General features: G+C 75.5%; 11 protein-coding genes. 1 reads left to right on the forward strand and 10 read right to left on the reverse strand.

The features are described from left to right. Positions 1 to 2: 2 nt before the first annotated feature. Together CAE01nite_RS13845 and CAE01nite_RS13850 are read right to left on the reverse strand one after the other, a co-directional pair. Positions 3 to 1,751: a DNA-3-methyladenine glycosylase 2 family protein gene (locus tag CAE01nite_RS13845; protein WP_146905726.1), complete on the reverse strand. Its 1,749-nt coding sequence runs from the start codon at positions 1,749 to 1,751 to the stop codon at positions 3 to 5. Positions 1,752 to 1,884: 133 nt separating this feature from the next. Then, the gene (locus CAE01nite_RS13850; protein ID WP_146905729.1) at positions 1,885 to 2,091 is read right to left on the reverse strand and encodes a BldC family transcriptional regulator; all 207 of its coding nucleotides are present in this window, start codon (positions 2,089 to 2,091) and stop codon (positions 1,885 to 1,887) included. 484 nt (positions 2,092 to 2,575) lie between these two features. On the opposite strand from CAE01nite_RS13850, the gene CAE01nite_RS13855 reads away from it, so the two are divergent. Continuing rightward, complete coding sequence (locus CAE01nite_RS13855; RefSeq protein ID WP_146905732.1) at positions 2,576 to 2,782, forward strand: DUF3073 domain-containing protein; 207 nt, start codon at positions 2,576 to 2,578, stop codon at positions 2,780 to 2,782. Positions 2,783 to 2,883: 101 nt separating this feature from the next. On the opposite strand, the gene purM is transcribed toward CAE01nite_RS13855, so the two are convergent. The 8 genes from purM to CAE01nite_RS18225 form a co-directional block, all read right to left on the reverse strand. Beyond that, positions 2,884 to 4,023: a phosphoribosylformylglycinamidine cyclo-ligase gene (gene purM / locus CAE01nite_RS13860; protein WP_146905734.1), complete on the reverse strand. Its 1,140-nt coding sequence runs from the start codon at positions 4,021 to 4,023 to the stop codon at positions 2,884 to 2,886. 20 nt (positions 4,024 to 4,043) lie between these two features. Continuing rightward, positions 4,044 to 5,591 carry an amidophosphoribosyltransferase gene (gene purF, locus CAE01nite_RS13865; RefSeq protein WP_146905737.1) on the reverse strand — a complete coding sequence of 516 codons (1,548 nt, stop codon included), beginning with the start codon at positions 5,589 to 5,591 and terminating at the stop codon, positions 4,044 to 4,046. A 91-nt stretch (positions 5,592 to 5,682) separates the two neighbouring features. Continuing rightward, a complete protein-coding gene (locus CAE01nite_RS13870) occupies positions 5,683 to 6,171 on the reverse strand; it encodes a hypothetical protein (RefSeq protein WP_146905740.1) in 489 nt (162 codons plus the stop codon). Between the two features lie 42 nt (positions 6,172 to 6,213). Further along, positions 6,214 to 6,594: a sterol carrier family protein gene (locus tag CAE01nite_RS13875; protein ID WP_146905743.1), complete on the reverse strand. Its 381-nt coding sequence runs from the start codon at positions 6,592 to 6,594 to the stop codon at positions 6,214 to 6,216. A gap of 9 nt (positions 6,595 to 6,603) precedes the next feature. Continuing rightward, the gene (locus CAE01nite_RS13880; RefSeq protein ID WP_146905746.1) at positions 6,604 to 8,763 is read right to left on the reverse strand and encodes a putative bifunctional diguanylate cyclase/phosphodiesterase; all 2,160 of its coding nucleotides are present in this window, start codon (positions 8,761 to 8,763) and stop codon (positions 6,604 to 6,606) included. Positions 8,764 to 8,913: 150 nt separating this feature from the next. Then, the gene (rsgA, locus tag CAE01nite_RS13885) at positions 8,914 to 10,011 is read right to left on the reverse strand and encodes a ribosome small subunit-dependent GTPase A (protein ID WP_246131219.1); all 1,098 of its coding nucleotides are present in this window, start codon (positions 10,009 to 10,011) and stop codon (positions 8,914 to 8,916) included. A gap of 70 nt (positions 10,012 to 10,081) precedes the next feature. Next, on the reverse strand, positions 10,082 to 12,436 hold the full coding sequence (gene purL / locus CAE01nite_RS13890; RefSeq protein WP_146905749.1) for a phosphoribosylformylglycinamidine synthase subunit PurL: 2,355 nt from the start codon (positions 12,434 to 12,436) through the stop codon (positions 10,082 to 10,084). 97 nt (positions 12,437 to 12,533) lie between these two features. Beyond that, entirely contained in the window at positions 12,534 to 14,408 is a 1,875-nt protein-coding gene (locus tag CAE01nite_RS18225; RefSeq protein WP_186816589.1) for a hypothetical protein, read from the reverse strand. Positions 14,409 to 14,566 lie beyond the last annotated feature (158 nt).

A 14,566-nucleotide genomic window follows, 5' to 3' on the forward strand; every position in this document is an offset into this window, starting at 1 on the left:
CATCATCTCGTGCGGGGCCCGACCGTCGTGGCGGCGGACGGGGCGTCGCGGCGCGCGGCCGGGGTCGGGTCGCGGCGCGCCCGGGTGGCGGCGCCCCGCGCCGCCCACGCCGTCCACAGGTGCTGGGCGGCGTACCCGCGCCACGGGCTCCAGGCGCGGGCGTGCGCGGCAGCCGCCGGGACGGTCACCCCCGTCCCGGTCCCGCCGGGCAGCTCGGCCAGAGCACGCCGCAGGACGAGGTCGCCGGCGGGGAACACGTCAGGGTCGCCCAGGGCGCGCAGGGCGACGTAGTCGGCCGTCCACGGGCCGACACCGGGCAGCGCGAGCAGCGCCGCGCGGACCTCCGAGCGGTCGGCCGCGGGGTCCAGGGGCAGCCCGTCGGCGACGGCGGCGGCGAGGGCTGCGAGCGTCGCCGCGCGGGCCCCGGTGAGCCCGAGGGTGCGCAACCGGTCCGGACCGGCGTCCGCCATCGCCTGCGGGGTGGGGAACACCCGCAGCCCGTCCGACGCCACGGGCCCGTCGGCGCCGAGCTCGGCGACCAGCCTGCCGGCCAGCGTCCGGGCCCCGGTCGTGGACACCTGCTGACCGAGCACGGCCCGCACGGCGAGCTCGAACGGGTCGACGGTGCCCGGCACCCGCAGCCCGGGGCGGGCGGCGACGAGCGGTCCCAGCAGCGCGTCGTCGGCCAGCGCGGCGTCGACGGCGGACGGGTCCGCGTCCAGGTCGAGCCAGCGGCGCAGGCGGGCGACGACGCCGCCGAGGTCGTCGAGCCGGGCCAGGCGCAGCGCGGCGTGGACCTGCCCGCCGTCGTCCGAGACGCCGACCTCGACCAGCACGGGCCCGCCCGGGGCGGCGACCAGCCGGGTGACCCGGCGCGGACCACCGTCCCTGCGGGCGTCGACCCGTTCCAGGCCGGGTACGGCGCGGTGCGCGACGTGGTCGAACCACCCGGCGGCGTCGTACGGCAGCGCGTGCCGCAGGCGCAGGGTGAGCTCGGCGCCCTCGACCGGCACGCGCTCGTCACCGGCGGCCCGGTCGTCGTCGACCGCCGGCCCGGGGCCCGCCCCGCCGCGGCCCTGCCGGGTCTGCCCCGGACGCCCGGGCCGCCCGGGCCCCGCACCCGCGCGCCGCCCGACCGCGCGCAGGGCGGAGGGCGCGGCGCCGAACTCCTCACGCATCACGTCGTTGAACTGCCGCACGCTGGCGAACCCGGCGGCGAACGCGACGTCCGGCATGGGCAGCGACGTCTGGTCCAGCAGCACGCGGGCCAGCTGCGCGCGGCGCGTGCGGGCCAGCTGGAGCGGGGACGCGCCCACCTCGGTGACGAGCACCCGGTGCAGGTGCCGGTCGCTGACGTGCAGCCGCGAGGCGAGCCCGGCGACCCCGTGCTCGTCGACGACGCCGTCCGCGATCGCCCGCAGCGCACGGGCGGCCAGGTCGGCGCGGCCGTCCCACTGCCGCGTGCCGGGCAGCGCGTCCGGCCGGCACCGTCGGCACGCCCGGAACCCTGCGGCGACGGCCGCCGCCGCGGCCGCGTAGTACCGGCAGTTCTCCGGGCGGGGGGTCCGCGCCGGGCACGACGGGCGGCAGTAGATCCCGGTCGACAGCACGCCGACGTACAGGCGGCCGTCGAAGCGGGGGTCACGGCCGCTGATGGCCCGGTACGCCGTGCGCTCGTCCTGCCACGGCGCGGCCGTCGCGTGGGCGTCGCGGTTCGTGGACGGCGCGGGAGGGAGGCTCACACCTGCCATCCTCGGCCTCGTGGGGCGTCCCGGCTAGCGGCTTTCGGACACGGCGGTGGCCCGGACGAGCCGGGGGTGGACGCACCGCGACCGGCGACCCGCCGGACGCTCAGGCCGCCGGACCCTCATGCCTCCGGCAGGCTCAGTCCTCCGGGCGCTGCCTCGGCACCCCGGCGAGCAGGTCGCGGACCTCGGACTCGAGGTACCGGCGGTGACCGCCCAGCGTCCGCACCGCCGAGAGCTTGCCCGCCTTGGCCCATCGCGTCACGGTCTTCGGATCGACGCGGAACAAGGACGCGACCTCGGACGGTGTCAGCAGGGAATCCGGCCCGGTGTGCTGAACGGACATCGCGCGCCTCCGCAGGGCCTCGGCCTGCCACCGGAGGGGTCCAGGTGGTGCCCTCAGGCGAGGTACACCAGGTCTACCCCACGTCCCGGGAGACGACATGTCGGTGCGGCTTGCCGGTGCGCGCCGATCAGGCCGTCCGCGGGGCCGTCCAGAGCCCGGAAATGGCCGCTACCGGGCAAAACGCTCCATCTCGCCCCATCTCGGACACCCGGGCGGCGTCCGCATGTTCGCTGAGGGCAGAATCGAGGGCTGAACCGGCTCTGCGCCGGATCCGTTAAGGCCGCGCACCTGACGGCTCGGCGGAGCCCGCGCGAGTCGCTGCCCGGCGCACCGCCCGAGGGTCGTCCACGGCACACCCCGCGAGTGGTCGGAATAGCGAATGACCATGTACCGTTGGGGGCCTAAGAGACGATTTTCAGCACCCCGGGGCCGCGCGTGTTCTGCACGTTGCCGCCCCGCATCCACGTAAGAGGGGGTCGATGCCATGGGGCGCGGCCGTCAGAAGGCTAAGCAGACGAAGGTCGCCCGGGAGCTGAAGTACTTCAGCCCCGAGACGAACTACAGGGCTCTCGAGCAGGAGCTCACGTCGCACGGCCACCGAGACGTCGTGACCGAGAGCCGTCGGTCCGCCGTCGACTCCACCGACGACACCGACGCGGACGACTTCCCGCGCTGGGTCGAGGAGCGCTGACCCACCCGCCGGACCGCCTCGGCGCGGTCCGGTGCGTCGGGCTCCCGGCACGCACACCTCGCACGTGACCACGCGCACCGCCGTACGCGGCGGTGCGCGTGCTACGTGGTGCGGTACGTCCCCGTCATCCGGACGGCACCGCCCCGGACGCCCTTGGACCCCCGGACGACGCCCGGCCCGGCCGCGCCGTCGTCCGCCGTGACGGTCCCCAGCCGCCAGGCGGCCAGCCCACGGCCGGCGAGGTGCGCGACAGCCGCGTCGGCGCCCTCGGGCGACGTCACGGCAACCATGCCCACCCCGAGGTTCAGGGTGCTCTCCAGGTCGTCCCACGGCACCTGCCCCAGGCCACGCACCAGGTCGAACACCGGCGGGACCGTCCAGCTGCCCCGGTCGACGGTCGCGGCGAGCCCGACCGGCAGCACCCGTGCGAGGTTCGCGGCGAGCCCGCCGCCGGTGATGTGGCTGTACGCGTGCACCCCGGCGCCCGCGTCCCGCGCGAGCGCGAGCAGGTCGGCGGCGTAGACGCGGGTCGGCTCGAGCAGCTCCTCCCCGAGCGTCCGACCCAGGTCGGGGACGTGCCGGTCGAGCGTCCAGCCGGCGACCTGCACGACCTTGCGCACCAGCGAGTAGCCGTTGGAGTGCAGCCCGGACGACGCGACGGCCAGCACGACGTCGCCGTCGCGCACCTTCTCCGGGCCGAGCAGGTCCGCGGCCTCCACGACGCCGACCGCGGCACCCGCGACGTCGTACTCGTCCGGCCCGAGCAGGCCAGGATGCTCGGCGGTCTCCCCGCCGACGAGCGCGACCCCCGCCACCTCGCACGCCGCGGCGATGCCGCGCACGACGTCCGCGATCCGCTCCGGGACGACGCGGCCGCACGCGATGTAGTCCGTCATCACCAGCGGCGCGGCGCCGCACACGACGATGTCGTCGACCACCATGCCGACCAGGTCGAACCCGATGGTGTGGTGCACGTCCATCGCCTGCGCGATCGCCACCTTGGTCCCCACGCCGTCCGTCGACGACGCCAGCAGCGGGCGGTCGTAGGACTTGAGCGCGCTCGCGTCGAACAGGCCCGCGAAGCCGCCGACGCCACCGAGAACCTGCGGCCCGTGCGTCCGGGCGACGGCGGCCTTCATGAGCTCGACCGCGCGGTCGCCGGCGGCGGTGTCGACCCCGGCGGAGGCGTAGGTGACCTGGCCGCTCGCCGTGGACGCGGCGGAGGGGGCGTCGTCGGGCACGGGCGAGGTCCTCGCGCCGCTCACGGGTGCCCGAGCGCGCCGGCGCCACCCGCGGCCGGGAGCAGCGTCTGCAGGCCGTCCTCCGGCGCGCCGAGCGGGAGCTCGGACTGCTCCAGGAAGTGCTTGCCCAGCCGGTCCGCCGACGGCAGCTCGATCGGGTACCGCCCGGTGAAGCAGGCGGTGCACAGCTGCGCCGCCGGCTGCTCGGTCGCCTGGATCATGCCCTCGAGGGAGATGTAGCCCAGGGAGTCGGCGCCGAGCGAGGCGCCGATGTCCTGCGGGGTCAGGCCGTTGGCGATCAGCTCGGCGCGCGAGGCGAAGTCGATGCCGTAGAAGCAGGGCCACTTGACCGGCGGGGAGGAGATGCGCACGTGCACCTCGGCGGCGCCGGCCTCACGCAGCATCCGGATCAGCGCGCGCTGGGTGTTCCCGCGGACGATCGAGTCGTCGACGACCACGAGCCGCTGCCCCCGGATGACCTCCTTCAGCGGGTTGAGCTTGAGCCGGATGCCGAGCTGGCGCAGCGTCTGCGACGGCTGGATGAACGTCCGGCCGACGTAGGCGTTCTTCGTCAGGCCCTGGGAGAAGCGGATCCCGGACTCGGCCGCGTAGCCGACGGCCGCGGGCGTGCCGGACTCGGGGACCGGGATCACGAGGTCGGCCTCGACCGGGAACTCCCGGGCCAGCTGGCGACCCATCGCGACGCGGGCGGAGTGGACGGACCGCCCGGCGATCGCGGTGTCGGGGCGGGCGAGGTAGACGTACTCGAACACGCAGCCGGCGCGGTCGGCGGGGGCGAAGCGCTGCGTCCGCAGGCCGTCCGCGTCGATCGCCACGAGCTCGCCGGGCTCCACCTCGCGCACGAAGGAGGCGCCGACGATGTCCAGCGCGGCGCTCTCGCTGGCGACGACCCAGCCGCGCTCCAGCCGGCCGAGGACGAGCGGGCGCACGCCCTGCGGGTCGCGTGCGGCGTACAGGGTGTGCTCGTCCATGAAGACCAGGCAGAACGCGCCCCGCAGGCGCGGCAGCACCTCCATCGCGGTGGCCTCGAGGGTGTGGTCCGGGTCGCCGGCCAGCAGTGCCGTGACCAGCGCGGTGTCCGTGGTGTTGCCGCGGGCCAGCTCGCCGCGGCGCTGCGCGCCGTACCGCTCGGCGACCAGGTCGACGAGCTCGGCGGTGTTGGTGAGGTTGCCGTTGTGCGCGAGGGCGATCGTGCCGCCCGCCGTCGCGCCGAGCGTGGGCTGGGCGTTCTCCCAGGTGCTGCCGCCGGTGGTGGAGTACCGCGTGTGGCCGATCGCGAGGTGCCCGGTCAGCGCGTTGAGGGCGGTCTCGTCGAACACCTGCGAGACCAGGCCCATGTCCTTGTAGACGAGCAGCTGCTCACCGTTGGACGTGGCGATGCCGGCGGCCTCCTGGCCGCGGTGCTGCAGCGCGTAGAGACCGAAGTACGCGAGCTTGGAGACCTCTTCCCCGGGGGCCCAGACGCCGAAGACTCCGCAGGCGTCCTGCGGGCCTTTCTCGCCGGGTAGGAGGTCGTGCGTCAGTCGTCCGTCTCCGCGAAGGGCCACGTACTCCATGGTCGCACACGCTCGTGACGGCGCCCGTCCGGGGGTCGCCGGGGCGGGGCCGGGGGGACGTCGCCGGCGGGTCCCCGGCGGGTCAGCGCGAGGCGCTGCGGCCAGGACGGCGCCGCACGCTGCGCCGGTCCGCGAGCGCGGCGAACCCCGACCCGAGGATGGCGCCGAGCGCAGCGAGCCCTGCCGCGGTGAGCAGGATCGCACCGGTGCGGGCCTCGCCCGACGTCCCGCTGCCCAGCACCGCGAGCAGCCAGCCGGCGACCGCGCCCACGAGGACCCCCGTGGTGATGAACGCGCCGATCCGGGGGGCGCGGCGCAGCTGCGCCGGCTCGGCGATCTCCGCCAGCGTGGCGTCGTCCGGCACCACGGACGCCGCCGCGGAGGACTCCGGGGACGCCGCGGCCGAGGGCTCCGGGGACGGCGCCGCAGAGGACTCCGGCGACGGCGCCGCAGAGGACTCCGGGGACGGCGCAGCGGAGGGCTCCGGGGACGGCGCGATGGAGGCCTCCGCCGCCGGGGTCCCGGCGGGTCGGGGGTCCGCCGGTCCGGCCGGTCGCTCGTCGGTGCTCACGGCAGTCGACCCTACCCGCGGGCGGCCACCGCCCGACCGCGGTCAGTCGCGCTGCCGTGCCGCCTGCAGCGGCAGGTATCCGGCGAGGTCGGCACGCTCACCGGACGCCGCCACCCGCCCCGCACCGACCGCGGCGGCCCACGACAGCTCCCCGGTCACCAGGGCGAGCCAGGTGGCGGGGTCGGTCTCCACGACGTTGGGCGGCGTGCCGCGGGTGTGCCGCGGGCCGGGGACCGCCTGGACGGCGCCGTCGGGCGGCACCCGGACCTCGACCGCGTGCCCGGGCGCGAGGTCGGCGAGCTCCTCGAGCGTGAACCGCACCGCGGTGCGGACCGTGGCCCGCGGCGCGGCGGCCGGGTCGGACCGCCAGACGGCCAGCGCGGCGCGTCCGTCGGCCGGGTCGGTGCGGCGACGTGGAGGCATGCGCCGAGGCTAGGTCGTCGTCGCCCCGTCGGCCGCTCCGCCGGCCGCCTCGCGCGCGGCCGGGAACGGGGTCTCGGGCGCGGGACGACCGTAGTAGTAGCCCTGCGCCTGGTCGCACCCCAGCCCGACGAGGTACTCGTGCTGGGCGCGGGTCTCCACGCCCTCGGCGATGACGTTCTTGCCCAGGGCGTGCGCCAGCGAGGTCACGCTCCCCAGGATGTCCGGACCGAACCCGCCGCTGTCCGACAGCAGGTCGGCGATGAAGCTGCGGTCGAGCTTGACGGTGTCGACGGGCAGCCGCTGGAGCCAGGTGAGCGACGAGTAGCCCGTTCCGAAGTCGTCCAGCGCGATCCGGACGCCCCGGTCCCGGACGCCGGCCAGGATGCGGCCGGCCATCTCCAGGTCCTGCAGGAGCACGGTCTCGGTGAGCTCGAGCTCGACGCGCGCCGGGTCGATGCCGCTCGTCCTCAGCGCCCGGTCGAGGTGCTCCAGCATGCTCGGGTGGGTCAGGTGCCGCCCGGACACGTTGATGTCCACCGCCGGCGCGGGCAGCTCCGTCCCGGGGGTCCCGGACCAGGTCCACGCCGCGGCGGCGCGCATCGCCGCCTCCAGCACCCACCGGCCGAGGTCCACGACGAGCGCGCCCTCCTCGGCGAGCGGCAGGAACGCTCCCGGCATGAGCAGGCCCTGGGTGGGGTGCTGCCAGCGCACCAGCGCCTCGGCCGCGACCGGCGTACCGCTGCGCAGGTCGACCTTCGGCTGGTAGTGCAGCACGAGCTGTCCGTCGTCGACGGCCGTGCTGAGCGCCGCCTGCCGGACGACCCGGTCCCGGCTGCGGCCGTGCGCGCGCCGGTCGAAGAGCTGGCTGCGGTCCCGCCCGGCCCGCTTCGCCTCGTACAGGGCGGTGTCCGCCTCGCTGAGCAGGGAGCTGGGGGTCGCGTCGCCGGTCGAGCAGCTCGCCCCGAGCGTGACGGTCACCGGCAGGTCGTGACCGCCGACCCGGTACATGCCGCGCAGCGCGCCCTGCAGCCGCCGGGTCAGCGCGCTCAGCTCGTGCGGCGAGCGCAGGTCCTCGGCGATCACGACGAACTCGTCGCCGCCGAGCCGGCCCACCGTGTCCGCCGGCCGGACGACCGCACGCAGCCGCTCGGCGACCTGCACGAGCAGCTGGTCACCGGCGGGGTGACCGAGCGCGTCGTTGACGCCCTTGAAGTAGTCCACGTCGCACAGGAGGAGCCCGACGCGCCCCGGCGTCCGCTCGGTCCGACCGAGCGCACGCTCGAGCTCAGCGTCGATGAGGCGGCGGTTGGGCAGCCCGGTCAGCGGGTCCTGCAGGGCCTGCCGGCGGAGCTGGTCGGCGAGCTCGTGCTGCGCGGTCACGTCCCAGATGTTCAGGACGATGCCGCCCACGTCCGGCTCGTCCACGTGGTTCTCCCCGCGGACGTGGATCCACAGCCAGCGCCCGTCGGTGTGCTCCAGGCGCAGCTCGAGCTCCGCGCGGGCACCCAGTCCCCGGTCGGCGATCTCGGCGAAGGCGCGGTCCACGGCGGGACGGTCGTCCGGGTGGACGCGCGAGGAGATCCCGTCCTGCGACGCGGTGCGCCCGAGCACCCGCTCGATGGAGGGGCTCTGGTAGAGCACGGTGCGCCCGTCCGGCGCGAAGACGACGATCACCTCCCCGGCGTTGGCGAGGAGCGCCTGCAGGCGGGCGTCGCTGCGAGCCGTGGCCAGGGCATGGGTCTGCTCCGCGGTCGCGTCCTGCCAGTGCACGACGACGAGCTCGCGCCACGCGCGCACGTCGACGGTCGTCCAGCCCGGCTCCGCCGGGCCGTCGTCCCGGTCCCCGTCGCCGACCGAGTCGGGGCGGCGGTCCCGCACCACGTCCCGGGTCGTGGCGTGCTGCGGCTCGCCGGACTCCACGACGGCCCGGAACATCGGCAGCAGGGTGTCGCGCACCTCGGGGACCAGCTCGAACATGCGCCGGCCCCCGAGCGGACCCAGGCCCAGGGCCCGTTCCGCGGCGGCGTTGGCGAACACGTACTCCACGTCCACCAGCGTCCCGGCGTCCAGCACGGGCCGGCAGACGACCCAGTAGTCGGCACCGGCGAGCTGGGCGTCCGCGACGGCCAGGCGTGCCTCGACGTCGGATGTCAGACCGCCATGGGCCACGCGCGCCTCCGCCACGTCGACGGCCTCCGCGGCACAGCGCGCGCGAGTGCTCGGACCGTGACCGCACCCTAGCGCCGAGGGGTGCTGCTCGCGGCCCGGTCGGCTCGCCCGTCGGGGCGACCCTGCGGCGAGTGCGGCGCCGGCTGCCCGCTACCGTCCGCGCGTCGAGGCGTGGTACTCGACGGTCCGCTGCTTCCAGCGCGCCTTCTCCAGCGCCGCCAGCCGCGCGTTCGAGCGGCGCTCCTGCCAGGCGGCCTCCCGCGCGAGCCGCAGCCAGCTCCGGTAGCGCCGCTCGGGCAGCTCCCCGGTCTCCAGCGCGGCGCGCACCGCGCAGCCCGGCTCGGTGCGGTGCGCGCAGTCGGCGAACCGGCAGCGCGCGGCCAGCGCGGCGACGTCCGCGAAGGTCGCCTCCAGCGCGGCGTCGTCGGCCACGACCCCGACCGCGCGCAGCCCCGGGGTGTCGATGAGCAGCGCCCCGCCGGGCAGCCGGACGAGCTCCCGCCGGGTCGTGGTGTGGCGGCCGCGGCCGTCGGCGCGGCGCTCGCCGGTCGCGACGACGTCCGCACCCGCGAGCGCGTTGACCAGGGTCGACTTGCCGGCACCCGACGGCCCCAGGACGACCAGCGTGGTCCCGGGCGTGAGCAGCGCACGCAGCGGGTCCAGCCCCGTCCCCGTCGTCGCGCTCACCGGGTGGACGTCGCTGCCGGGGGCGGCGAGCGCGACCTCCGCGGCCATGCCGTCCGGGTCAGGCACCAGGTCCGCCTTGGTCAGCACGACCACCGGGCGCGCGCCGGACGTCCAGGCGATCGTGAGCAGCCGCTCCACCCGGCCCAGGTCCGGGTCCGGGTCCAGGTGCTCGGCGACCAGGACCAGGTCGACGTTCGCGGCGAGCACCTGCGTCCGCGACGACCCCCCTGCGGAGTCGCGGACGACGGCCGTGCGGCGGGGCTCGAGGCCCGTGACGTGCGGCGCCCCGTCGAGGCGCTCCCCCACCACGACGACGTCGCCGACGGTCGGTGGGACGCGTCCGCCGTCCGGCGCCGGGACGAGCCCGTCGCGGTCGAGGTCGACGCGCAGCAGCTCGTCACCGGCGTGCGCGCCGGGCGCCCCGGACGTCACGCCGGGCACCCCGTCGGGCCCCGCGTCGGGCACCCCGTCGGGCGCCATGCCGGACCACCGGGCGTCGAGCGGCAGGACGTGGACGGCGTGCCGGTCGACGCGCGCGACACGCATGGTGGTGCTGGGCATGCCCCAGGACGCTAGGAGCGCGCGGGCGCCGCGGCCAGGGATTTTCCGCGACCGGCCGGACCTGCGCCGATCAGCCGAACTGTCGCGGCAGCGTCGTCTCGTACGCCTCACGGGCCTCGTCGAGCGGCACCGTGAACAGCCCGTCGACCCGCACCGCGGCCGGCTCGCCGGGCGCCGCGACGTCGGCCGTGACGCCGAGCCGGAGCGCCGGCACGCCACGCGCGGCGCACAGGTCGGCGAAGCGGGTCTCCTCCGAGCGAGGCACGGCGACGACCGCGCGGGCGGTCGACTCGGCGAACAGCGCCTCGAACGGCGTGACGCCGTCGCGCTCGCACACCCCGTCCAGGGACACCTGCACGCCCATCCCGTACCGCAGCGAGGACTCCACGAGCGCCTGCGCCAGGCCGCCCTCGGAAAGGTCGTGCGCGGCGTCGACCAGGCTGTCCCGTGCGGCCACCGCCATGACCTCGGCGAGGGTGCGCTCGGCGTCCAGGTCGACCGCCGGCGGCAGGCCACCGAGGTGCGCGTGCTCGACGTCGGCCCAGGCGGACCCGTCCAGCTCGCCGCGCGTGGTGCCGAGCAGGAAGACCCCCTGCCCGGGCGTCGTCCAGCCGGAGCCCACGGCGCGGGAGACGTCGTCCAGCACGCCCAGCACGCCCACCACGGGGGTGGGGTGGATGGAGGAGTCGATCTGGCCCGGCTCGCCGGTGCCGTTGTAGAGCGAGACGTTGCCGCCGGTCACCGGGACGCCGAGGGTCTGGCAGGCGTCGGCCAGGCCGCGGATGGCCTCCACGAGCTGCCACATCGAGTCGGGGTCCTCCGGCGAGCCGAAGTTCAGGCAGTCCGTGACGGCCAGCGGCCGCGCGCCGGTCATCGCGACGTTGCGGTACGCCTCGGCCAGCGCGAGCTGCGCCCCGGTGTACGGGTCGAGCTTGGTGTACCGGCCGTTGGCGTCCGTGGACAGCGCCACGCCCAGGCCGGACGCCTCGTCGACGCGGACGATCCCGCCGTCGTCGGGCATGGCCATCTTGGTGTTGCCCTGCACGAAGCGGTCGTACTGGTCGGTGACCCACGCCTTGGAGGCGAGGTTCGGCGAGGCGAGCAGGCGCAGGAGGGTCGCCCGCAGCTCCTCGGCCGTGCCGGGACGGCGGTAGCGGGTCACGCCCTCGTCGGTGCTGACGCTGTCGGCCTGCAGCCCGTCCTGCCAGGCCGGGCGCGCGTACGGGCGGTCGTAGACCGGACCCTCGTGGGCGACCGTGCGCGGGTCGACGTCGACGATGCGCTGGCCGTGATGGTCGATGACGAGGCGGCCGGTGCCGGTGACCTCGCCGATGACGGACGTCTCCACGTCCCAGCGGGAGGTGATCGCGAGGAACTCCTCGAGCTTGTCGGGTCGGACGACGGCCATCATGCGCTCCTGCGACTCGGACATGAGGATCTCGCCGGGCGTCAGGGTGGGGTCGCGCAGCAGCACCTTGTCGAGCTCGACGTACATGCCCCCGTCGCCGTTGGAGGCCAGCTCCGACGTCGCGCACGAGATCCCGGCCGCGCCCAGGTCCTGGATGCCCTCGACGACCCGCGCCGCGTACAGCTCCAGGCAGCACTCGATGAGCACCTTCTCCATGAACGGGTCGCCGACCTGCACGCTCGGGCGCTTGCTCGGCTTCGTCTCGTCGAACGTCTCCGAGGCGAGGATGGACGCACCGCCGATGCCGTCGCCGCCGGTGCGGGCCCCGAACAGGACGACCTTGTTGCCGACGCCGGACGCGTTGGCCAGGTGGATGTCCTCGTGCCGCAGGACGCCCAGGCACAGCGCGTTGACCAGCGGGTTCCCCTGGTAGGACGGGTCGAAGACGACCTCGCCACCGATGTTCGGCAGCCCCAGGGAGTTGCCGTAGCCGCCGACGCCGGCGACGACGCCGTGCACCACCCGGGCGGTGTCGGGGTGGTCGATCGCACCGAACCGCAGCTGGTCCATGACGGCGACCGGACGCGCACCCATCGAGATGATGTCCCGGACGATGCCCCCGACGCCGGTCGCGGCGCCCTGGTAGGGCTCGACGAAGCTGGGGTGGTTGTGCGACTCGACCTTGAACGTGACCGCCCAGCCGTCGCCGATGTCCACGACGCCGGCGTTCTCGCCGATCCCGACGAGCAGGTGCTCCTTCATCGCCTCGGTCGTCTTGTCGCCGAACTGGCGCAGGTGGTTCTTCGACGACTTGTACGAGCAGTGCTCGGACCACATCACCGAGTACATGGCGAGCTCGCTCGCGGTGGGCCGACGGCCCAGGATGTCGACGATCCGCCCGTACTCGTCCGGCTTGAGGCCGAGCTCGGCGAACGGCAGGGACACCTCGGGGGTGGCTGCGGCTCTGCCGACGGTGTCGACGGTGTCGAGGTGCGCGAGGTCAGGCGCCGAGGTCATGGGGTTCCCTACCGGTGGCTCACGGGGACGGTGCCAGGCTACCCGCGCGCAGCGGCGATCCCGCCGGGCGTCCGTCGCCCGCGACCGTCCGGCGACGTCAGCCTGCGGTCGTGTAGCCGACGACGTCGATCATCACGCGGACGGCCTCGTCCGCCGCGAGGTCGGCGACGTAGCCCAGCCGACCGTCGTCGGAGAGCGGCACCAGCACGGTGCTCACGGTGTCCCCGACCGGGACGCTGACCGAACCCGGAGCCGTGGCGTCGGCGCCGAACAGCCGGACGGCGCCCGCTGCCGACGCCCCCGTGACGGACACCTCGACCAGCACCGCGGTCGCCCCGGCGGGGACGCCGTCACGACCTGCGACGAGCGTCGTCACCGGGGACCCGGCGCTGACGCCGCTGCGGTCCTCGAGACGCGACGCCGTGAGCTCCCCCAGCTCCGGGACCCAGAGGGCGAACCCGAGCGCGTCGACCGGCACGTAGGCGCTGCCGCCCCCGAGCGCGTAGCAGACGGCGAGCCCGACGTACGGGTCCGGCTCCTCGGCGAGGGGCGGTGTCGGCACGGGCGCGGGGGCCGGCGCCGGGGTCGGCGAGGGCGCCGGGACGGGCGTCGGTGCCGGGGTCGGGGCGGGGGTGGGTGTCGGGACCGGCGTCGGTGTCGGGGTCGGGACGGGGGTGGGTGTCGGGACCGGCGTGGGCGTCGGTGTCGGGACCGGGGTGGGCGTGGGCGTCGGTGTGGGAACCGGCGTGGGCGTCGGTGTCGGGACCGGCGTGGGCGTGGGAACCGGCGTCGGGACCGGGGTGGGCGTGGGCGTCGGCACCGGCGTGGGCGTCGGAGTCGGCGCGGGGACCGGCGTGGGCGTCGGGACAGGGACCGGCGTCGGGACCGGCGTCGGCGCTGGCGACGTCTCCGGGCCGACCGGCTCGGTCGGGAGGTCCGTGACGTATCCCGGCGACCGGTAGGAGGTCCCCGCCGTGCCGACCGGGACGTACTCGCCGGTGGGCGGCGTGCCGACCTTCACGAACGGCCACACCTCCGAGCCGGGGAGCTTGCCCTTGGGCCAGAGGAACCCGTCCCGCCACGACGGGTTCTTGGGGGCGGCCCACACGTCCTGGACCTTCATCGGCCACGTCGAGCTGTCCCGCCAGATCATGTAGGCGCTGTCCGGCGTCCCGTGGAGGTCCACCCGGCGGAAGTCGAACACCTCCGGCTTGGCGCCGTTGAAGTGCTGGTTGGGGAGCAGCATGAAGCCCTGGTACGTCGTGTGACCCGTCAGTCCGTCCACCAGCAGCTGGCGGGGACCGGCCCACGTCTGGATCACGTCGGCGTGCCAGCCGGACTGCGTCCCCTGCACGGTGTCCACCCGCATGTTCGCGAGCTGGACCACGGCGCCGAACCGCTGGTCGAGCTGGATGCCCTCCTGCAGACCCGGACCGGTGATCCGCATGCCCTCGACGTGCACGGTGCCGGTCTGGCCCTGCAGGTACAGGCCGCGACCCGCGTCGTACGGCGCGGTGAAGCCCTCGATCGGGATCTGGATCTCACCACCGATGAGCACGACGTTGCGCCCGCCGGTCAGGATGAGCCCACGGATGCCCTTCAGCGGCTCGGCCGGCATCTTGACGATGTAGTCCTTGGCCGGGTCCATCTTCAGCGCCCGCTTGGACTGGGTGACCGTGATCGTCTCCGGGTTGGTCAGCGCGGGTGGCGCCCAGGACAACGGCGTCGTCGCCGGGTCGGAGGTCGACGTGACGACGGCAGCGGTGTCGGCGGCGGCAGCGGCAGCGGGCTCCGGCGCGGTGACCGCTCCGGCGGCGGGCATCGTCACGCGTGCGAACGCGGTCAGGGAGACCAGGAGGATGGCGGCACCGGTCGCGACCATCCTGCGCGACGACGTCGTGACGGACCGCGACCACGACGCCGCGGCTGGCGGGCGACCGCGGCCGACGCGGGTGTTCGTGCTGCAGGTCATCGTGGATCTCCTCCGGGGGCGGCGACCGGCGTGACGCCCGGTCCCACGGCTGATCGACGCTCCGGCGTGCCGGTGTAGGCCCGGGCGCTGCAGGTCAGCGCGCATCACCTGAACGGGTCAGCCCACCGGTCGGCACCGCGGGGCACGCCCGTCGTGCC

It is taken from the genome of Cellulomonas aerilata, assembly GCF_007991755.1.
Lineage (GTDB): Bacteria > Actinomycetota > Actinomycetes > Actinomycetales > Cellulomonadaceae > Pengzhenrongella > Pengzhenrongella aerilata.